Origin of the sequence: Spirosoma arboris, from assembly GCF_009754945.1 — a bacterium.
GTDB classification, from domain to species: Bacteria; Bacteroidota; Bacteroidia; order Cytophagales; family Spirosomataceae; genus Spirosoma; species Spirosoma arboris.
Window position 1 is genome coordinate 989,402 of record NZ_WPIN01000001.1, and the last position, 20,510, is coordinate 1,009,911.

The 20,510-nt window shown below is 46.2% G+C and carries 17 protein-coding genes; 9 read left to right on the forward strand and 8 right to left on the reverse strand.

Annotation, left to right across the window (positions count from 1 at the left end; translation table 11 throughout):
• Positions 1-102: 102 nt before the first annotated feature.
• From GO755_RS03970 to GO755_RS03995, 6 genes are all read left to right on the forward strand, one after another.
• Positions 103-1,350 (forward strand): MFS transporter, encoded by a 1,248-nt coding sequence (locus GO755_RS03970; protein ID WP_157583249.1) that lies wholly within the window; start codon positions 103-105, stop codon positions 1,348-1,350.
• A gap of 66 nt (positions 1,351-1,416) precedes the next feature.
• Positions 1,417-2,541, forward strand: a complete 1,125-nt coding sequence (locus GO755_RS03975; protein ID WP_157583250.1) for a Gfo/Idh/MocA family protein — start codon at positions 1,417-1,419, stop codon at positions 2,539-2,541.
• Between the two features lie 31 nt (positions 2,542-2,572).
• Positions 2,573-4,207 (forward strand): NADP-dependent glyceraldehyde-3-phosphate dehydrogenase, encoded by a 1,635-nt coding sequence (locus GO755_RS03980; protein ID WP_157583251.1) that lies wholly within the window; start codon positions 2,573-2,575, stop codon positions 4,205-4,207.
• Between the two features lie 251 nt (positions 4,208-4,458).
• Positions 4,459-5,052: an RNA polymerase sigma factor gene (locus GO755_RS03985; RefSeq protein WP_198174744.1), complete on the forward strand. Its 594-nt coding sequence runs from the start codon at positions 4,459-4,461 to the stop codon at positions 5,050-5,052.
• A 463-nt stretch (positions 5,053-5,515) separates the two neighbouring features.
• On the forward strand, positions 5,516-5,923 hold the full coding sequence (locus GO755_RS03990; protein ID WP_157583253.1) for a PadR family transcriptional regulator: 408 nt from the start codon (positions 5,516-5,518) through the stop codon (positions 5,921-5,923).
• 37 nt (positions 5,924-5,960) lie between these two features.
• On the forward strand, positions 5,961-8,468 hold the full coding sequence (locus GO755_RS03995; protein ID WP_157583254.1) for a PspC domain-containing protein: 2,508 nt from the start codon (positions 5,961-5,963) through the stop codon (positions 8,466-8,468).
• Between the two features lie 98 nt (positions 8,469-8,566).
• Here GO755_RS03995 and GO755_RS04000 read toward each other — a convergent pair whose 3' ends face one another.
• The 8 genes from GO755_RS04000 to GO755_RS04035 form a co-directional block, all read right to left on the reverse strand.
• On the reverse strand, positions 8,567-9,634 hold the full coding sequence (locus tag GO755_RS04000) for an AI-2E family transporter (RefSeq protein WP_157583255.1): 1,068 nt from the start codon (positions 9,632-9,634) through the stop codon (positions 8,567-8,569).
• Between the two features lie 173 nt (positions 9,635-9,807).
• A complete protein-coding gene (locus tag GO755_RS04005; protein ID WP_157583256.1) occupies positions 9,808-11,190 on the reverse strand; it encodes an L-serine ammonia-lyase in 1,383 nt (460 codons plus the stop codon).
• 50 nt (positions 11,191-11,240) lie between these two features.
• Positions 11,241-11,999: an oxygenase MpaB family protein gene (locus tag GO755_RS04010; RefSeq protein ID WP_157583257.1), complete on the reverse strand. Its 759-nt coding sequence runs from the start codon at positions 11,997-11,999 to the stop codon at positions 11,241-11,243.
• A 59-nt stretch (positions 12,000-12,058) separates the two neighbouring features.
• Positions 12,059-12,787, reverse strand: a complete 729-nt coding sequence (locus GO755_RS04015; protein ID WP_157583258.1) for an OmpA family protein — start codon at positions 12,785-12,787, stop codon at positions 12,059-12,061.
• A 98-nt stretch (positions 12,788-12,885) separates the two neighbouring features.
• The gene (locus GO755_RS04020) at positions 12,886-13,836 is read right to left on the reverse strand and encodes a nitrilase family protein (RefSeq protein WP_157583259.1); all 951 of its coding nucleotides are present in this window, start codon (positions 13,834-13,836) and stop codon (positions 12,886-12,888) included.
• A 10-nt stretch (positions 13,837-13,846) separates the two neighbouring features.
• Positions 13,847-15,004: a hypothetical protein gene (locus tag GO755_RS04025; protein WP_157583260.1), complete on the reverse strand. Its 1,158-nt coding sequence runs from the start codon at positions 15,002-15,004 to the stop codon at positions 13,847-13,849.
• Positions 15,005-15,217: 213 nt separating this feature from the next.
• On the reverse strand, positions 15,218-16,288 hold the full coding sequence (locus GO755_RS04030; protein ID WP_157583261.1) for a branched-chain amino acid aminotransferase: 1,071 nt from the start codon (positions 16,286-16,288) through the stop codon (positions 15,218-15,220).
• 193 nt (positions 16,289-16,481) lie between these two features.
• Complete coding sequence (locus tag GO755_RS04035) at positions 16,482-17,033, reverse strand: cob(I)yrinic acid a,c-diamide adenosyltransferase (protein ID WP_157583262.1); 552 nt, start codon at positions 17,031-17,033, stop codon at positions 16,482-16,484.
• A 240-nt stretch (positions 17,034-17,273) separates the two neighbouring features.
• Between GO755_RS04035 and GO755_RS04040 the strand changes: the two genes are divergently transcribed.
• The 3 genes from GO755_RS04040 (at position 17,274) to tyrS (ending at position 20,371) form a co-directional block, all read left to right on the forward strand.
• Positions 17,274-17,783 (forward strand): hypothetical protein, encoded by a 510-nt coding sequence (locus GO755_RS04040; protein WP_157583263.1) that lies wholly within the window; start codon positions 17,274-17,276, stop codon positions 17,781-17,783.
• A complete protein-coding gene (locus GO755_RS04045; protein ID WP_157583264.1) occupies positions 17,776-18,990 on the forward strand; it encodes an S-adenosylmethionine:tRNA ribosyltransferase-isomerase in 1,215 nt (404 codons plus the stop codon). The genes GO755_RS04040 and GO755_RS04045 overlap by 8 nt, the downstream gene beginning before the upstream one ends.
• A 94-nt stretch (positions 18,991-19,084) precedes the next feature.
• Positions 19,085-20,371 (forward strand): tyrosine--tRNA ligase, encoded by a 1,287-nt coding sequence (gene tyrS / locus GO755_RS04050; RefSeq protein WP_157583265.1) that lies wholly within the window; start codon positions 19,085-19,087, stop codon positions 20,369-20,371.
• Positions 20,372-20,510: the final 139 nt, after the last annotated feature.

The following is a 20,510-nucleotide window of genomic DNA, read 5'->3' on the forward strand; positions in this document are numbered from 1 at the left end:
CCTTAGCAAAGAGCAGATGAGCGCTACTAATTATAACTGCACGATTACCCTCAGAGCGATTAAACAGAGCTGTTTTTAACACAACGACATTTAGGTTTTACTATGGAACATATAACCGTGAACCGGTCCCGGCTTTTTCAAGCCAGCTGTTTTGCCCTGATTACAACGGCCTTTTCCTTCAGCATCCGCGCGGGCATCTTGCCCCAGTTAGGTAAAGAATTTGGCTTATCCGCTGAGCAACTGGGCTTTATTAACTCCATGTTCTTTTTCGGATTTCCCATCTCGATGATTATTGGCGGGTTAATTTATCACAGCATCGGACCAGAGCGCATTATGCGCGTTGCGTTTGTGGCTCATACGATCGGGATTCTGTTGACTATTTATGCACAGGGGTATACGGGGTTATTGATCTCGACATTTTTCATCGGTTTCGGCAATGGCTGCACGGAAGCGGCCTGTAACCCAATGATTGCTGATATGTACTCAGGTTCGCTGATGAATAAAATGCTGAACCGATTTCACATGTGGTTTCCGGGGGGCATTGTGATCGGCAGCCTGATCTCCAAATTCATGACCGATGCAGGTTTGTCCTGGCAGACCCAGATTTGGGTAATCATGATACCGACGGTGTTGTATGTGATCCTGTTCTTTGGACAAGCTTTTCCGCAACCTAAAGTAGAAGGGGCAACTTCATTGGCTCAGAATGCCAGGGCTTTGTTAACCCCTTTGTACGTATTTATTTTCTGCTGTATGGCGGTTACGGCCATTACTGAATTTGGTCCGCAGCAATGGGTGGGGCTCATCATGAGTAAAAGTGGAGCCAGTCCCATGCTCATTTTAGCGTTGGTAACGGGCCTGATGGCCATCGGTCGCTTTTTTGCTGGTCCTGTGGTTCACAAACTCGATCAGACCAGCATCCTGCTTGGATCGTCAGTATTTGCGTTAGTGGGTATTTACCTGTTCAGTACCCAAACGGGAACGGCAGCCTATGTGGCGGCTATCTTTTTTGCTATTGGCGTCTGTTATTTCTGGCCCACCATGATTGGCTTTGTGGCTGATCATATTCCTTTAAGCGGGGCATTGGGCATGTCCATCGTAGGGGGTATAGGTATGTTTTCAACGGCTATTTTCCAGCCCATCATCGGCCGATGGATCGATGGGGCACGGGCCGAATTAGCCTCGGTGGACATTCAGGGAGAACGTCTTGACTTAGCCGCCGGACAAGCCACCCTTGCTAAAATGACTACATTCCCCATTATCCTGATTATTGCCTTTACGATTCTCTGGTTTGTCATGCGGAACCGAAAAGTACGGGTAACGACGAACGTCGTTGCTGCAACTGACTATTAACCCTTTATAAAAAATCAATTCGTCTTCACGTTTTAAGCGCCTGAGTTAAGCAGGCATGCACTCATTATGTCCAGGAAATTGAATATTGCCATCGTTGGATTAGGTTTTGGGGCCGAATTCATTCCCATTTATCAGCGTCATCCAAACGCGAACATGTATGCGATCTGTCAGCGAAATGTTCAGAAACTTAATGAAATTGGAGAGGCTTACGGCATTGACAAGCGCTATAATAACTATGACGAGCTACTGGCTGACCCCAACGTTGATGCCGTGCATATTAACTCCCCCATCCCCAATCATGCCGAACAAAGTTTGAAAGCCTTACGGGCAGGTAAGCATGTGGCGTGTACAGTACCCATGGCCACAACCGTCGAAGATTGTATCGAAATCGTTCGGGTTACCATGGAGACAGGGAAAAAATACATGATGATGGAAACGGTTGTTTACAGCCGCGAGTTTCTGTTTGTCAAAGAGTTGTACGAGAAAGGAGAGCTGGGTAAAGTGCAGTTTTTAAAGGCCAGTCATCAACAGGATATGGACGGCTGGCCCGATTACTGGCCGGGTTTGCCCCCCATGCATTATGCCACACACTGCGTTGGCCCGGTTGCTGGTCTATTGAAACTGGAAGCCGAATACGTCTCCTGTTTTGGCTCAGGAACCATTCGGGAGGAACTGGCCAAGATTCATAACTCACCCTTTGCGGTCGAATCGGCGCATATCAAATTTAAAGACAGCGATTTAGCTGCGTATGTGTACCGTTCCTTGTTCGATGTGGCTCGTCAGTATCGGGAAAGCTTTGAGGTATACGGCAGCAAAAAATCGTTTGAATGGCCATTGATCGAAGATGAAAAGCCGGTGATTCATACGGCGAAAAAAACTGAACCCGAAATTCCAGAAGAGGTGGTGGTACCCGATTATGCCCACTATCTACCTAAAGAAATTGCCGGATTTACGACTAAGGGGGTTTATGATGCGGATGACCAACAGCATTTGTCGTTTACCCAGGGCGGAGGTCATGGTGGCTCCCATCCGCACATGGTCCACGAGTTTATCTCAGCAATTGTTGACGATCGCGACCCATTTCCTAATGCGGTTCAATCAGCCAATTGGACGAGCGTAGGCATAGTAGCACACGAGTCAGCCCTGAAAGGTGGCCAATTACTCCCCATCCCTGATTTTCGGGCCATTTAACAAGTTGTTTCAACTGACAAACCTTTCTCTTATGGAGCCCAAAACATCCTTACTTGATCTTTTTCCTGACGTTCAGGATATTCCTGCAACGGTTCGTTTATCGTCCCCGGTTCATCAACGTCACATCCTGATTAATGGGGAATTGCTACCCTGGGGCGGTTCCGTCCAGGCAGTCTATTCACCCATTTACATTCGGGATTCGTCGGGTGAGCTAAAGCCAGCCGTGATCGGAAGTTATCCGTTAGGTGGAGAAGATGAAGCTAAGTTGGCCTTGCAAGCCGCCGTAACTGCATTTGATGCGGGGAAGGGCGAATGGCCATCCATGTCCGTTCAGGAACGGATAAAACGAATTTGGGTGCTCATCCAGCACATGATCCGCCGGAAGGAGGATATTGTCAAGCTGATCGTTTGGGAAATTGGTAAAACGGTGCAGGATGCGGATACTGAATTTGAGCGTACCATCGGCTACATACTCGAAAGCATTAAAGCGCTGAAAAAGCTAACTAATGAGTCATCGCAATTTATAGTCCAGCAGAACTTTATTGGGCAGGTGAAAAAGGTACCTCATGGCGTGGTCCTGTGTATGGGGCCCTTTAACTATCCGCTCAATGAAACGTTTACGACCTTGATCCCGGCGCTTCTCATGGGAAACACGGTTTTATTTAAGCCGCCTAAACAGGGAACTCTATTATTTGAACCAATTCTGGAAGGCTTCGCGGAGGCTTTTCCCAAAGGAGTAGTCAATACCGTGTACGGGCGGGGGCGGGATATTGTGCCAACCCTGATGCAATCGGGGGACGTTGATGTGCTGGCGCTGATCGGCTCCAGTAAGGTGGCGAACAGCTTGAAGAAAATGCATCCAAAGTCGAATCGGCTCAAATCCATTTTAGGGCTGGATGCTAAAAATGCCGCTATTATCTGTGCAGATGCGGATATAGCGTTAGCTGTGAAGGAATGCGTAGCGGGTGCCTTAACGTATAATGGTCAACGTTGCACCGCACTTAAACTACTATTCGTTCATTCGAGCCTTGTCCAGAACTTTAATGAGCGGCTGGTGGAGGAAGTTGATAAACTAGTTGTGGGTATGCCCTGGGAAAGTGGGGTGACAATTACGCCATTAGCGGAACCAGACAAGCCTGCTTATTTGGTCAACTGCATTCAGGATGCGCTGGTGCATGGCGCAACAATCCTGAATAATGGTCACGATTCACAAACGACAACTGGCTCACTCGTGAAGCCGACTGTGCTTTTTCCGGTGAATGAGCAGATGATTGTGTATCGGGAAGAGCAGTTTGGCCCAATCATTCCCATTGTTCCGTTTGACAATCCACAGGTTGCGATTGACTATATCACCCAATCACCTTACGGTCAGCAGGTCAGTCTATTCAGCAGTGATCCAACGACGCTAAGCCTGATCATCGACAGACTGACGGGACAGGTTGGCCGGATTAATATCAATGCCCAGTGTCAACGAAGTCCGGACTCATTCCCGTTTTCAGGTCGCAAGGATTCGGCGGAAGGTACGCTTTCTGTGGTCGACGCACTAACTGCCTTTTCGGTTGATTCGGTTGTCGCCATGAAGCATACTACCCACAATGAACAGCTTCTGGAAGCGATCTTAGAACAAGGTATGTCCAGTCGACTTTCCAATCGAGTTCTCTTTTGAACGGGTTTGATGATTATCGATATACCGGATTAAAGCCAACTGAGTACACTTCAGGGGCTAAAAAATAGTTTTTATTGTTTTTTCATAGGTTGATTTCAGATACGGGATAAGATTCTGTCTTATTCCGTTCTTTACTTAACAATCAATTGTTTAACTAAAGTTTTACTATTTTTCGTTGTATTATATTGCTTTTAAATTGTGATTTTATAATCCCGATTTAGTAACTTTGGTTATTGCTGAAACCTATAACTTTGGAACAGAGCCTACCGTTAGATCATGTACTTTGGGATGCAATCCGAGAGGGTGACAAAGCGTCATTAGGCGAATTGTATGAACGCTATTATCGGCTCTTATACCGGTATGGCACCCGGTTAATTTCCGATACGGACCTGGTAGAAGATACGATCCAGGATGTCTTTATTACCATCTGGAATAACCGGCAGAAGCTGGCCATTGTCAAGAATAGTAAGGCCTATTTATTTACCATACTTCGGAGAGGTATTCATCAGAAATCGAAAAAAGATGAATTCATATCCGACATTGATACGACTCCAGATTTAGCGTATACAGAAGGGAAGGATAACTATGAGGATGCGGAATATGAGCAGTGGCTTGTTGAGAAATTAAGCACTGTTCTAAAAAGTTTACCTCAGCGCCAGATGGATGTTATCCTGTTGCGTTACTATGAGAATTTCCAGACATCGGAAATTGCTACAATCATGGGCATCACCGAGAAATCCGTGCGCAATACGCTTTACAAAGCATTGACGCATTTACGGGTACACATTCAGCCTTTGGATTTCATCCTCTTTATCTTTCTAGTGCTTCAGACCTTAGGGCTTTAGTATTTCTATTTTTTATCCTGAAATGCTTTAACTGGAAGGATAAATTCAATACTGCTTGCCAATATAGAAATCAGAGAATAACTGCTTCATAATCAACTTACTCAGATTCCTAAGTACTAAGTAAGCTCGTTTTCGTTATCATACACAGTTCATTTCTTCATATGTGAGGTTGGTTTTGATATTTTATATGTCGTTTAACCATTCCATGTCAGCAATCTCAGTACTATCTTGTTTGTCAATTTGCTTACGAGTCAGTGGTCTTCCGCAAGTTTGAATACGAATCTCTAAAGTATCGGATCTACTAGGTTAGAATTGTATTTAATACTAAAAGCCACACAAACCATTCATCCGCCATTTTTTACCACTGATACCAGAATGTGAATTAAAAATAACAGGTACCTTGCATCGCATAGTACCTTATTGTACCTTTGATTCATGAAATTCACGAAACCAGTAGATACGAATGAATATTGAAAACGCTCAAGTGCAAATGCGGAAGGGCATCCTGGAATTCTGCATTCTGCACATCATATCTCGGGGCGAAATATATGCCTCCGATATGCTCGACGAGCTGACCTCCGCCCGAATCATGGTTGTGGAAGGTACATTGTACCCTCTGTTAACCCGTTTGAAAAATGCCGGTCTGCTCGATTATAAATGGGTAGAGTCCACCTCCGGGCCACCACGCAAATACTACATTTTGACCGACCTTGGTCGCAATTCCTTAGATGCCCTAAACGAAACCTGGCAGGAACTTGCTGAGTCCGTTAATGCGATTGTCGGGAAAGTTGAGCAACATAAAAAACTCACAAATGGCGCAGTTTCTGTATCTCCCTCGCCTGATCCAACCATTCCCCCAGCCAACGCTTAACCTATTCTCTTCTATATAACCGAATCGTCGGACCGTCATGAAAAAGACAATAAGTATTAATATAAGTGGCGTCATCTTCCATATCGAAGAGGATGGCTACGACAAGCTGAAGAATTACCTGACCACAGTACAACAGTACTTTTCGACCTACGAAGACAGTCAGGAAATTGTAACGGACATTGAGAATCGGATCGCCGAAAAGCTGCTGGCTAAACTGAAGTCGGCTGATAAACAGGCCGTTTCTCTGGAAGATGTTAATGAACTGATTGCAGCAATGGGATCCGTTGCCGACTTTGAAGCCGTTGAGGAGGAAGAAGTTCTGGTAACCAGCGGTGGCCGCAATTCGGCACAGAGCACGGGACAGGGCGCTCGGAGTACGGGTGCGCAAAATCCTAATTCTGGCTCCTCACCCCATGCTACGAACCCTTCCTTTGAACCTCGGCGGCTGGTACGTGACCTGCGTCGAAAAACGCTTGGTGGTGTATGTGCTGGCTTAGCCCACTACTTCAACATTGATGTGGTATGGGTACGGTTAATTTTCCTTACGCTGTTTTTGGCCCTGCCACCATTAGGCCATGAATTTGGCGCTGGCGTATCGGGCTTTACGTTTATTATCTACATCGCTATGTGGATTTCGCTTCCTGGCGTTGGCACGATTGAAGATGATAAAACGGTTAAAAAGTTTTTCCGTAATCCAGAAGATAAAGTACTCGGGGGGGTGGCCTCTGGTATTGCCGCCTACTTCGGCGTCGACACAGGGATTATCCGGTTACTGTTTGTATTGGGTATTGTATTCTTCGGGGTTGGTTTCCTACTCTACATTGTGCTTTGGATGATTGCGCCCCAAGCCAATACACTCACCGAAAAAATGGAAATGCAGGGGCAACCCATCACGCTTTCCAACATTGAGCACAGCATCAAACAGAATCTGAACATCAACGAAACCGTTCATAACGAAAGTACACTGACACGCTTACTGTTGTTCCCTTTTCGGGCCATTGCTACGATAATTGGTGGACTGGGTAGTGCACTTGGGCCTCTGTTAAATGGTGTTGTAGCACTGATTCGGGTGTTTGCTGGCGTGATGATGCTGATTTTGGCCTTCGCCGGTATGATTGTTTGCCTGGCGTTTCTGGGTGCAGCTATCGGGGTTAGCACGGGTAATGCCTTCACAGGCAGTGATTTCCCGATAGAAATGTTCCGTCACGATATTTCTGCTCCGATGATACTGGCTGGTGTTCTGGTCGGCCTGATTCCTGCTTTTGGGTTAGCGATTCTGGGTATCATGCTCATCACGATGAAGAGTGTATTCAGTGGCCGTACAGCCCTCACGCTGGCTGGCGTCTGGCTCGTTAGTCTGGTGATTTTTGCCGGTACAGCTACTCCTGTGATTTCTAGCTTCCAACGCCGTGGAACCGTTGAAGAAACGAAAGTCCTGAATGTGCCAGCGGCTATCCCAACCTTTGCTATGAACGAGGTGGAAAATGATGATAACTGGCGGCCATCTATTGACATGAAAGGCTACGACGGCGCGACATTGAACTTAGTACAGTACTTTCGGTCGCAGGGGCGAAGTCGGGCAGATGCTCAGACGAATGCTCGTCAAATCAAGTATGCGTATACCATCAAAGATTCGACGGTACGTTTCAATGAAACGATAGAATTGGCACCGAATGCCCGCTTCCGGGGACAGGATTTAGACATGGATCTGATGATTCCCTATGAAAAGCCGTTCCGTATGACCCGTGATTTTGCTCGCTTTATTCGCAATGAATTTGGTGAGAAAGAGTTTGACCGGATGGCGTCGAGTATCTGGAAGTTCACGAAAAATGACGGACTGGTTTGTATTAACTACCCACGTGAGAAAGATCAGGACGATAACAGTGAGGACAACGACGTAACCGATCTTACTGATGATGTACAAAGCGCCGTTGCCAGCGAATTAGGGGATGATTTCGACCATATTGGCGATCATACCCGTCAATTTAATGTTAGTGATTTCTCGAAAGTGAACATTGGAGGTGCATTTGTAGTGCGATTTCGTAAAGGAATAGCCTATAAAGTAGTAGCCGATGGCCGCGAGAAAGATTTGGATGATGTGAACGTTAAGGTGACAGGTAATCGGTTAGAAGTTTCTGTTGACCGGAACGGCCTGTTCGACTGGAGTAATCGGAAACGTATTGGTCTGACCATCACCGTCCCTTCTATTGACGAATTGAAACTATCGGGTGCATCAAAAGCGAGTCTGGTCGAATTCGGGAATTTCAAGGACCTGACCATCGATATGAGTGGTGCCTGCCGGACGGTTTTTGACGGGTCGGTAGAGAAACTAAATCTCGAATTGTCGGGAGCCTCAAATGCAGTTCTGCGCGGCCATGCTAATAATCTGGAAGCTGACCTAAGTGGCGCCAGTAAAATTGAAGCCAACAGCATGGACGTAGACAAGGCTTCTGTTGATGCCAGCGGTGCCAGCCATGCTAATTTTGGCCACGTAGGCTCTATCGAAACCCAAACCTCAGGTGCCAGCAAGGTAACGCGACAGTAGGTTGTATTAAGTGAAGTAAGTATAATAAGTGAAGTGGGTGGAGTATGTGTAGTTACAAGGTGCGTTTTCACCTACTGCACTTACTCCACCCACTTCACTTACTTTTTCCGTTCAGCCGCTTCTTCCACTCTCTCCTCAGCCACCGCCACTTCTTTTTCCTGCTTTTTGTTTTCGCGTTCAAAAACCTGGATCAATACAATGAAGTAGGAGAGGAGCAGCGGGCCAACTACCAGACCTAGAATCCCGAAAATTGGCACACCTAACACAATACCCGCCAGCGTAATAAGGGGGTGAATGTCGCCCATTCGTCTGGCCAACATGATGCGGAGTAGATTGTCAATATTGATGATCACCACAGCACCAACAATCAAAATACCGGCTCCCTGCCCTGTATTACCCTGTGAGAGTTGAATTAATCCGGCTGGCCCCCAAACGATAGGCGTACCAAGGACAGGAATAAACGCCATAAAAAAGGCTACCGTACCCCAGAACAGTGAATCTGGTACCCCAAAAATCCACAGCGTTAATCCCGTTAGTACACCCTGCACCAAACTGACTAGCGCCTGCCCAAGAACATTGGCATTGACATTGTTTTTGAGAGATTCCCCAAGCTCTTTTTGGGTATCGCGTTTGAAAGGCAGGTATTTCTGAAGCCCTTTTTGAAAACTTTCCTGCTGGACAAACATGAAATACATGGTAAACAGCATAAGGCCAAGTATAACAATAAAATCCAGTGCGCCACCGGCCAGTGAGGGAAGTAATCGGCTGGCATAGGTGCCACCCTGTCGAAGAAGAGCCTGAATATTCTGTTGGCTGGTAATCTTGTAACCTGTCAGTTCTTCGGCTTTCTTGACTAAATTTAGAATGTCCTGGGTATGCTGTGAATAGTATTGAATTCGGTCAATGAGTAGTAAACTCAGTGTCAGAAAGGGCATGATAATAACGACCACTGAGAAAAGAATCAAGATTGACGTCACCAGTGATCGATTCCAGTTTCGTTTGATGGCCAACACTGTAAACCAGGGTCGAAAGACGACATAGAGAATGCCCGCTCCCAAAAAAGCCGATATATAGCCACTGAGTCCATACAGGATGAAGCCTGCAATGACAATCAGGCTCGCAATTAATAAAAACCGTTGTTGCTGGGGTGTGTAAATATTGGCCATAAATCAACTAAGTGCTGCGCTGAATATACGCATTTATTAAAAACGCATTAAACAGCCTGAATTGTTTGAATAAAAGAGGAGGAGTAGTTAGTGGAATGGGTGGAGTAAGTGTAGTTACAAGATGTGTTTTCACCTCCTACACTTACTCCACCCACTCCACTAATTCCACTAACTCAACATTCCGTGGCGCTCAATGCCAACCCAGCCTCCGACGTTTCCTTGTATTTCGTAGACATGTCGCGACCAGTGGCTTTCATCACCTTAATGACTGCATCGAGCGAAATTTTCTGGAATGAGGCAGCCCCAGAGGTGGCCAGTAGAAAAGCATTATAGGCCTTTACCGCACCCATCGCGTTGCGTTCGATGCACGGAATCTGGACATAACCGCCAATAGGGTCGCAGGTCATGCCCAGGTGATGTTCGATACCGATTTCGGCTGCTGCTTCGATTGGGCCGATGTCGCCAACAGGTTGAGCACAGCGCGTCAGAAAGGCAGCGCCCATGGCTGATGCTGTACCAATTTCGCCCATACAGCCCATTTCGGCACCTGAAATACTGGCGTTGTGTTTTACTAAAAAGCCGATGGCTGCGGCCGCCAGCATTCCGGAGCGCAGGGTTGGACGGTCGTAATGAAAGTGGTGTTTGGCTAAATACGTAAGTCCCGGAATTACGCCCGAAGCACCTGATGTTGGGGCTGTTACGACAATACCACCGGCTGCATTCTCTTCTGAAGCGGCTAAGCAATAGGCATTCAGAAAGATCAAAAAACTATCCGATGACTGACTCATACCCTTGGCCTGTTGGAACAGAATGGGCGCTTTTCGGCTCAGTTTAATAGAGCCGGGGAGTATGCCCTTGTGCCGAAGCCCACGTCGGACGGCCTTATGCATAAAGTCCAGAATCTGGTCGAGTCGCTGGCTTACTTCAGCTTTAGTCCGACCTGTCAGGGCCATTTCATTGGCCATTAATAAATCATCCAGAGAAATCTTACTGGCTTTAAGGTGATTTTTCAACTCGCCCATTGTCCCATATGGATAGGGGACCGACAGGCTTGTGGGGTCTATTTCTGGTTCTCCTTTGCGAATAATGAATCCACCACCAATGGAATAATATTCTTCCGAATATAATGTCTGATCTCCACTCGCTAGTCGTAACACCATCGTATTATGATAAGGTGAATCGTAGCGAACGCGCTCAAAATGAATCTGCTGGGGGCCAACCTCAATGAGTCGATCCCCAACGGGAACCGAATAGGTGACAGAAGCATCCCGCAGTAATTTTAGTAAAGCGTCAGGGTCTGTGGTTTCGGGTTGCCAACCCAATAAACCAGCCACTATGGCCCGGTCAGTGCCGTGCCCTTTGCCAGTTGCGCTCAGAGAGCCATATAGATGAACATGAATGGCATCGGCCTGTTGCTGAATATCGGTTGGCAGTTGAGCCAGTCGCTCCCGAAAATCGAAAGCAGCTTTCATAGGGCCGATGGTATGCGAACTCGATGGCCCCGGCCCGACCTTAAACAGATCAAAGACAGAGGTTGTGATGGGTATAGTAGACATGTTGATGAAGAAGATTTTGCAGGCTGATAGCGCAAGTCTCTGGTCTTGTACTATCGGTCCAAACTTCGAATCTGTTCCAGATATTCAGTTGGCAGCAGCACTCGCTGTACCACCGATCGAAGGCCGATAGCATTCAACAGGCTATACAAACCAAGTGAATAATTGAGTAACGATTTCTTGGGAAGACCCAGCAATTGACTTACCTGATTGGGTACGAGTATACCTTGTACCTGTCGAAGTAAATTATAACGCCAATTGCCTAGCTCTTCCTGGTATCGCCGGAACAATTTATCGGTAAACTCACTACGAACCAAATCACGGTTGAGATGGGCTTCCCGATCAATTTGCCAATCGGCATATGTAGTGGGCAAATCGGGTACGCCCATACCTGCCCCAACCTGCCTAAATACAGTAAAGAGTTCTTCGCGTTCAGAGTTGGTAAGTGGCCGTTTCAGCGTTTGATAGGCTCGCTCAGAGTAATCGATGAGCATGTATAACACGTCACGATAAGCCCAATCTGGAATTTGGTAACCTCGTTTATTCTCGACTCCCTTGTGAATAGCACTCATTCGACCAATAGCTTGTCGGGCTTTATCGTCGGGGAAAAATACAATCTCCTGTGCGTAACGAACCGTCGAAAACAGGCGACCAATAGGATCGGCGGGTAGTTTACCTGTATAAAAAAGCCAGTCGACAGCGCGATTCAACGCAAATTCAGCCGCCGATCCAGCAAAAACAAGTAGAATCACATCGGCATCTCCCCAAATCTGGCGAACGACGGAGCCGGGTTTTACGAAATAGGTTGTCATTGATGGTCAGAAAGTGGTCATAAGTAGTCAGATAAAACCTGACTATTGCTTGACAAATCTTACATTGCTAAGACAACGAATTCAACGCGTCGGTTCTTTCGTTTATTTTCTTCTGAATCGTTGGGAGCGGCTGGCTTAGTGTCGCCATAGCCATTGTGGCGAAGTCGCTTTTCGGCGATACCGTTGCGGACCAGGTAACTAGTAATTACTTTGGCGCGGTTCTCCGAAAGGGCCTGATTCAATCGTCTATCGCCAACATTATCGGTATGCCCCGCTATTTCGATGACCAGTTTCGGGGTTGCTACTAACGTTTTTACGAGCTTATTCAACTGCGGATATGACTCTGGTCGAAGTACATAGCTACTTTGGTCGAAGTAAACATTATCGAGCCGGAATGCCTGATTGACCTGTAGGTTTCGGAAGATACTGTCTGCCTTCGGTTCTTCTTTTTCGAGTCGAACCACATAGCCGTAGTCGGTGCAGGTGTCGCACGAAACGACCATCAATTCCTCTGTCTCATAATAGCCTGGGGCGCTGGCTAGTACACTCAGTGTGTCGGTACGAGTCAGTATGAATACAAAGGGTTTGCCGTTGAGTTGACTTTTGCCAGCAAATTCCTTCTTCGCCTGTCTGGCCTGAATGGTGAACTTTGCAGCTACTTCGGCTGATGTCTTATCGTCTACCGCCGAAATGGTAAATACTGTTTTCTGCGTTTTGACAACGCCTGATTGCTGGCCTAAGCAAAATAGAGGAAAGCAGCACAGCCATAGATAACGGACTAGAGTCATTGGCTTACTGGGTCGAGACTGAAAATTGTCATATTTACGATGACGGGCAAATCTTGTACCAAAATCGAAGGATTGCTATTCTGGATCTCCCACGCTATTCATTCTTCAGTCAACCAGACAACTTTTTGCTCAGACTGGTGGGCTTGACCAATAATATCGCGATAGAGTTCGGGACGCCTTGCGTTGATGTATCGGTAACCGCCTGCCTGTGTAAGCTTTTCCGGACTGAGCGTGGCTGTTACAAAATCATCGCCCAATGTTCGGCATTCGGCCAGGATATCGCCAAAGGGGTCAATAATCATCGAACAGCCGTTTTTCAACTGATCGTCATCCATACCGATTGGATTAGAGAAAACAGCATAAATGCCATTGTCATAGGCTCTTGCCGGAAGCCACTTCATGAGCCAGTCACGTCCTTTCATGCCCTCAAATTCGAGCCGAAGAGAAGTCGGGTCCGTTTCCCGATTTTCCCAGAGATTCGAATCGACAAAGCCTGCTCCTGGACGAGTGGAGGGTGTACACATCGTTACGTGAGGCATAAAAATTACGTTGGCTCCTAGTAGTGTGGTTGCCCGTACATTTTCGATAACGTTGTTATCGTAGCAAATTAAAATGCCAAATGTCCAGCCATAAAGGTCAAAAACGCAATATTGATCACCTGGAGTCAGGTAAGGATTTATAAAGGGATGCAATTTTCGGTATTTGGCAACCAACCCATTCTTATCGATGCAGACATACGCTTTAAATAAATTATCGTCTTCGTCTTTTTCAAAAAGCCCCGCTAGAACGGCAATATTATACGTCTGGGCTATTTCGGTTAGTCTGGCAATGCTTGGTCCATCTGGAATGAATTCTGCCAGATCAAGCATTTGTTCTTTCGATAAATGCCGGGCGAATGTATAACCTGTAATGGAGCATTCATGAAAGGCAACCACGTTTGCTCCCTGCTGGGCGGCTTTCCGCGAAATGTTCTCGATTACGGAGAGGTTATATACTTTATCGCCACTTCTATTTTCAAATTGGGCTGTCGAAATCTTAAGGTTTTCCATTAATCACTAGCTATTTATAGTACCCCCAAACCTCTCTACTAGTCGTTATCGGAGTTGTAACGATGTAGGGGATAACAACCTCGTCCAGCATACGGCGTCCATCGAGACGATCGTCGGGTAAACGATTGATGGGGACATGTGGCCCCGAAGTCTCCTTTTTATTGGTATACGTAAAAGCAACTGGTAATGCGTATTTACCGCTTAAAGATGGATCAACAGTAGCGAGTGTCTCCAACGCTTTTTTGACCTCCGCCGTAAATCCAAAGCCAACGTTATCTGGACTAAGTATCACAACATTCTTGATTGTCCCCTGCGAATCAACCTCAAATCCTGCATATACACGCCCATAAATTCCCTGTTTTCCAACCCAGCCTGGATACGTAATTTTAGGTTGAAGCGTTCGTTTGAATAGTTCTTCCTTACTTAAATGAGCGAGGTTTTTCCGTTCTTCAACTGTGAGCGAATCATAGACATTAACTGCGTCGATTAAATCGTTCGTGGTGAGTTGGCGAGCAGGAATTTTCGAATCAAGCGCTTCTGTCTGGTCAGACAAGGCTTCCAGAAGCAGTTTTTTGGATAGGTTAATCAGCTTGGGTTCGGCCTCACCTTTCTGGATATAATACTTTGTTTTGGTACGATAGATACCCTGAATATTTAAATCCTTATAATAGCGAGTCTTTATTTCTTCGGCGCTATTCCTTGGCTCTATCTGGTTGCTTAAGCTCATCCAAAGTTTCGTGGGGCCATTGTGTAAAAGTGAAAAATACGTTCGATACTCTAATCCGGCGATGCTATTTTGCAGCCGAACGAATGTTGTATTGTTAATTGTAAATAGCTCGGGCGTAATGACTTTCACTGCCGAGTCCCCGGCAAAACGGCACAACACTTCACTCGTGACTAAGTTGTAAGCCAGTTGGCAATCCAGTTCCTTTCCTGCTCGATCCAGTTGAACTTTACCTTCCTGCCATACAGGAAAAGTGAAAAAAGGATTTCCCAGAAAAGTTACTTTTATATAAGAGGCCGTAGACGTCGTTTGCCTGCCTGTCGCATACGAATCGGAGGTTGTTAAAATCTGCCCTTTTTCGTCCTGATAAACAGTGATTTGGCCATGAATTTTTGCCACAGAGGCACAGGATACAAATACAAACAGGATTAGCCGAATCATCATAAGTTAGTCGATCACAATTGAGTTATAAAATCTGAGCACTCAAATAAAAGCTAATTAGGGCAATAAAATCATAAAATATATCTAAAAATGACTATTTGTAATATATGACTTTACTAAGCGGATAGTTCACGAATCTATAGGCAAGCCTAAACGAAAAAAGCCCCAACCGGTTGGTTGAGGCTTTTTATTATTGGAAATTTATTTGTCAGGAATTTACACGCTATGCATCCAGCCAAAGCTGTCGGCAATTTTACCCGTGCGTAAATCGCTGAGGTAGTTTCTCACCCGAACTGCAACAGAATCTTCTGGTGAAAATTCGGGCAGCATATAGTCTTTGCCATTATAGCCGATCAATGAATAAGGCGATGAACCCACTGCCGTTCCGGCCCCAAAGGCTTCAGTCAATCGGCCCGTTTCGATACCACTGATTACTTCTTCGATAGAAACCAGGCGCTCTTCAACTTCCATCCCCCAGCTACGGGCAATTTTCAGAATCGAATCGCGGGTTACGCCTTTCAGGATTGAATCCGACGTAGCAGGAGTCACGATTTTTCCATCAATAACAAAAATGATATTCATCGTACCCGATTCCTCGATGTATTTATGCTCACGGGCATCGGTCCAGATCAACTGATCATAACCTTGTTGTTGAGCCATCAACGTTGGGTACAGGGAACCACCGTAGTTACCAGCACATTTGGCATAACCCACACCTCCTGGGGCCGAACGAATGAACTCGGTTTCGACTTTTAGTTTCGGCGGATTGGAATAATACGCGCCAACTGGGCAAGTGAAAATACAGAAACGGTACGTCTTTGAAGGAGCTACGCCCAGAAATGTATCGGTAGCAAACATATACGGACGGATGTACAACGAACTGTCGGGGGTATTGGGTACCCAATCCGCATCAACGCGTAGCAGCGCTTCCAGTCCGCCCATGAACACTTCTTCGGGCAGCGTAGCCATACACATTCGCTTGGCTGACTCGTTCATTCGCTCGAAGTTGGCGAGCGGACGGAACATAAACACCTCATTAGCCTGGTTCTTGAACGCTTTCATGCCTTCAAAAATTGACTGGCCATAATGCAGCGACGACAGAGCGGGGCTTAGGGTAAAATTGTCGAATGGCACGATCATTTGATTCTGCCATTCACCATCTACGAAATCGGCCACGAACATGTGATCCGAGAAATGTTTTCCGAAAGGCAGATGATTAAAATCTACCTCCTGAAGGCGGGAGCGTTCCGCTTTCCGCAATTCAATTTGCAATACGTCCGTCGTCATAACAGCTGTGGTTAATGAGTTAGCCTGCTGATGGTCAGGCTGCGGCAAAGCTAAAAAAATAGATTGACTAAGTTTAGTTGTCAAGACAACTTTTTTTTCTTTGTCATGCTGACGAAGGAAGCATCTTAACGTTTCCTTATTAAATTGTCAGGAGAATTCAAGATGCTTCCTTCGTCAGCATGACAAAATTAGATTATGTTCTAGGCTTCCATGCCACTTCCTCTGCGTTCAATTCCTGTGCCATCTTTCGGCCGAGCACAAATAGATAATCGGATAGGCGATTTAGGTACTGAATCACTAACTCATCAACCGGAGATTCCTCGGTTAAGGCAATCACCAATCGCTCAGCCCGGCGGCAAACTGTTCGGGCGAGGTGACAAAACGATACCGACTGATTTCCTCCCGGTAGAACAAACGCACGTAACTCAGGTAATTCAGTATCCATAGTGTCCATTGCCTGCTCAAGCAGCGCTACATCTGTCTGAATAATAACGGGTATCGCCCGTTTCGGAGCTTTCTCTGGATCTGTCGCGAGTTCAGCCCCAATGGTAAATAGCCGATCCTGGATTTCTTTTAATTCATCCTTGCGTCCCTCATTGCCTGGTTGGTCACGTACCAGACCAATCCACGAATTGAGTTCATCGACCGTACCGTACGTATCAATTCGTAAGTCGGCTTTACTGACCCGACGCCCACCAATCAACGCAGTTTGGCCTTTATCGCCTGTTTTTGTGTAAATCTTCATCGTGATTTAAAGAGCGAAAGAATGAATGAGTGATAGAGCGAAATGGCCCATATAGGTGAAAGGGATACTGATTGGCCCCAACATTAATAAGATAGTTATACGATTCGAATAAGCGAAACTAACGGATTTCACCTGTTCCAGCCGTACCTTTGCGCCCTGATTTTAAAAATTAGCCGTAAAGTTCATAAGGTGACTTGTGAAGGGGTTTTCGCTCTTTCATTCACTCTTTCACTCATTTAAATGAAAGCAGGTACTTTTTTCGTCCGTGTATGGCGTATTTTGTCCATTGCCGGATTCTTATTCGCGCTCTTTAGCAGTTATATTTCGTATCCCGATGAAGTCAACGTTCGTTTCGACGACCTGAATCATCCACTTCAAACGATCAATCGCGAAGTGATTTTTTACATCGCTATCGCCATTTTTCTAGTTAACAATACACTGGTTAATGCCGTTTCCCGACTCTTTCTTCGGGTTCCAACGGCTCAGCTTCCAGTTCCTAATCATACTATCTGGGCGGATCATCGCCCTAAACTGAACCTGATTTTTAAGGAATGGTTTACCATGATTATCGCGTCTATTAATACGATACTGGGCTTGGGTTTATTAGTACTTTCGTTTCTCAATCGGTCCGATCGCCCGATTCGGTACATTGAGTATGCCTGGTTATTACCACTGACTACCGCTATTCTGATTGCGGTACTAGCCTGGTTACCGATTCGTTTGTTCATGAAACCCGGTGACGATGACTGAAACAAATGACCTGTTATTGAGTCAGTTCCAATACGATCTGCCTGACGAGCGCATTGCCCGATTCCCGCTACCTCAGCGCGATGCGTCGAAATTGCTTGTTTACCAGCATGGGCAAATTCGTCATGAACGATTCACTAGTTTGCCCGAGTTTCTTCCTTCAGGCAGTTTTCTGGTTTTTAATAATACGAAGGTCATTCCCGCACGGCTACATTTTACCAAGCCAACGGGTGCCATTATTGAACTGTTTCTGTTGAGCCCATTCCCGAATTCGCAGCCCATTAGTCAGGCGATGGAAGCGACAGGGGCAGCTATTTGGCAGGGAATGATTGGCAACCGCAAACGCTGGAAACCCGACGAAATATTATACACGACCCTATCGACTCCCGATGGACATGTTGACTTGTCGGTTCGCTGGCATGACTATGAGCAATCTGCCGTTCAATTAAGTTGGCAACCTGCCGAATTAACCTTTGCCCAGCTCATCCAGTACGCGGGCGAAATTCCATTGCCACCTTATCTCAAACGTGAGGCCACTGATGCCGACCGAGAGACGTACCAGACCGTTTATTCGAAGCAAGAGGGAGCTGTAGCCGCGCCCACCGCCGGACTACATTTTACTCCCGCAGTATTCGATGCATTGGCCAAACAGGGAATTGAGCATGACTATTTAACGCTACATGTAGGGGCCGGAACATTTCAGCCAATTAAAACGGAGAATGTTCGACAGCATCATATGCATACAGAGGAAGTCGTGTATACACAGGAAAACCTACGTAATTTACTCGGCCATATAAATAATATAGTAGCGGTTGGCACAACCTCAATGCGGGCATTGGAAAGTTTGTATTGGATGGGGGTGAAATTGATACGCAAAGATGCCCAACCGTTCCGGCTCGACCAGCATTATGCCTATCAGTTACCTATTCATGAGCAACCAACAGCAGAGGAGTCATTAAGAGCTGTCTTAAGTGAGTTGATTGCTACGAATAAGGAATCGATTGTAGCGCATACCGGTATTTATATTACACCGGGTTACCAATTCAAATTGTGTAAAGGCATCGTTACCAATTTCCACCAACCCGGCTCGACCCTGATCCTACTTATTTCCGCCCTGATTGGTGATGACTGGAAGCGAGTATATACGGAAGCCCTCGAAAACGATTATCGCTTCCTGAGTTATGGCGACTCATCGTTGCTTTTGCCGTAAACTATTAATTTTGCAAACGAATATTAGAATTTAAAGAGCGAATAATAAGCGCCCTCTCAAACCGCTCTTTCGCTCTTGCACTCTTTCGCTCTTTATGAACTTCATTGAAGAACTCCGCTGGCGGGGTATGTTGAACGACATGACCCCTGGCACTGAAGAACAACTCCAGAAAGAAATAACTGCGGGTTATATTGGATTCGATCCTACAGCCGCATCGCTCCATATTGGTAACCTTGCCACTGTTATGTTGCTGGTGCATTTGCAACGGGCGGGCCACAAGCCGTTCGCACTGGTCGGGGGCGCTACGGGTATGATTGGCGATCCATCGGGTAAAGCCGCCGAACGTGAATTTCTCTCTGAAGAGACATTAAGACGCAATCAGGATGGCATCCGGCAACAGTTGGCCAAATTCCTCGACTTCGATAGCGGGGCTAATTCTGCCGAAATGGTCAATAATTATGACTGGTTTAAGGAAATTTCCTTCCTGGGTTTCCTGCGTGAAGCAGGCAAGCATATTACAGTCAATTATATGATGGCGAAAGATTCGGTCAAGAAGCGTCTTGAAACCGGAATTTCCTTTACCGAGTTTTCGTATCAGTTATTGCAGGGCTATGATTTCTATTGGCTCTACAAGAATAAGAATGTCCGATTACAAATGGGCGGCTCCGATCAGTGGGGTAATATCACAACCGGTACCGAACTGATCAGGCGTAAGGAAGGGCGCGAAGAATACCAGGCTTTTGCGTTGACTACTCCTTTGGTAACAAAAGCGGACGGCACCAAATTCGGAAAATCAGAAAGCGGTAACGTCTGGCTCGATCCGAGTCTGACGTCGCCGTACCAGTTCTATCAATTCTGGTTAAACACCACCGATGCCGATTGCCCACGACTGATTCGCGTCTTCACCCTGTTGTCACGCGAAGAAATCGAAGCGTTGGAGCGGGAACATAATGAGGCTCCTCATTTACGGATTTTACAAAAGGCAATTGCTAAAGATGTAACAAGCCGTATCCATTCGCAGGCTGGGTATGATCTGGCCGTTAAAGCATCTGAAGTGTTATTCGGAAAAGCCACCCTCGAAACACTACGGTCAATTCAGGTCGATGAGTTCGATATTATTTTTGATGGCGTACCTCAAACAGAGGTATCGGCTGATGAATTAGCCGATAGTAAAGATATTACAGATTTATTATCTATTGCCAGTAGGGGAGAAGTCTATGCTTCGAAAGGCGAAGCCCGACGTGCAATCACACAAAATGCCGTAAGTATCAACAAAACAAAAGTGGCCGATCCAGCCGCTTCTGCGGACTTAGAATGGCTTCAAGGGCGTTATGTGTTGGTTTCGAAAGGCAAGAAAAACCATTTATTGAAAAAAATATAGAAATTTTCTTGTGTGTAAATGACTGAGGCTGGGGGTCTTACCAAAGATTGTTTGGTGAGACCCCCATTTATTTTGCGAGGGGGCCTTGACAAGACTGAGAAATACCCCTACCTTTGCAGTCCCAAATCAGGGAAATGAA

Bases quoted from the DNA above. Each gene is read 5' to 3' on its own strand.
- GO755_RS03975 (WP_157583250.1), top strand. From the start codon at position 1,417: ATGTCCAGGAAATTGAATATTGCCATCGTTGGATTAGGTTTTGGGGCC.
- GO755_RS04025 (WP_157583260.1), bottom strand. From the start codon at position 15,004: ATGATGATTCGGCTAATCCTGTTTGTATTTGTATCCTGTGCCTCTGTG.
- GO755_RS04005 (WP_157583256.1), bottom strand. From the start codon at position 11,190: ATGTCTACTATACCCATCACAACCTCTGTCTTTGATCTGTTTAAGGTC.
- GO755_RS04000 (WP_157583255.1), bottom strand. From the start codon at position 9,634: ATGGCCAATATTTACACACCCCAGCAACAACGGTTTTTATTAATTGCG.
- GO755_RS04035 (WP_157583262.1), bottom strand. From the start codon at position 17,033: ATGAAGATTTACACAAAAACAGGCGATAAAGGCCAAACTGCGTTGATT.
- GO755_RS03970 (WP_157583249.1), top strand. From the start codon at position 103: ATGGAACATATAACCGTGAACCGGTCCCGGCTTTTTCAAGCCAGCTGT.
- GO755_RS04010 (WP_157583257.1), bottom strand. From the start codon at position 11,999: ATGACAACCTATTTCGTAAAACCCGGCTCCGTCGTTCGCCAGATTTGG.
- GO755_RS03990 (WP_157583253.1), top strand. From the start codon at position 5,516: ATGAATATTGAAAACGCTCAAGTGCAAATGCGGAAGGGCATCCTGGAA.
- GO755_RS04040 (WP_157583263.1), top strand. From the start codon at position 17,274: ATGAAAGCAGGTACTTTTTTCGTCCGTGTATGGCGTATTTTGTCCATT.
- GO755_RS04030 (WP_157583261.1), bottom strand. From the start codon at position 16,288: ATGACGACGGACGTATTGCAAATTGAATTGCGGAAAGCGGAACGCTCC.
- tyrS (WP_157583265.1), top strand. From the start codon at position 19,085: ATGAACTTCATTGAAGAACTCCGCTGGCGGGGTATGTTGAACGACATG.
- GO755_RS03980 (WP_157583251.1), top strand. From the start codon at position 2,573: ATGGAGCCCAAAACATCCTTACTTGATCTTTTTCCTGACGTTCAGGAT.
- GO755_RS04020 (WP_157583259.1), bottom strand. From the start codon at position 13,836: ATGGAAAACCTTAAGATTTCGACAGCCCAATTTGAAAATAGAAGTGGC.
- GO755_RS03995 (WP_157583254.1), top strand. From the start codon at position 5,961: ATGAAAAAGACAATAAGTATTAATATAAGTGGCGTCATCTTCCATATC.
- GO755_RS04045 (WP_157583264.1), top strand. From the start codon at position 17,776: ATGACTGAAACAAATGACCTGTTATTGAGTCAGTTCCAATACGATCTG.
- GO755_RS04015 (WP_157583258.1), bottom strand. From the start codon at position 12,787: ATGACTCTAGTCCGTTATCTATGGCTGTGCTGCTTTCCTCTATTTTGC.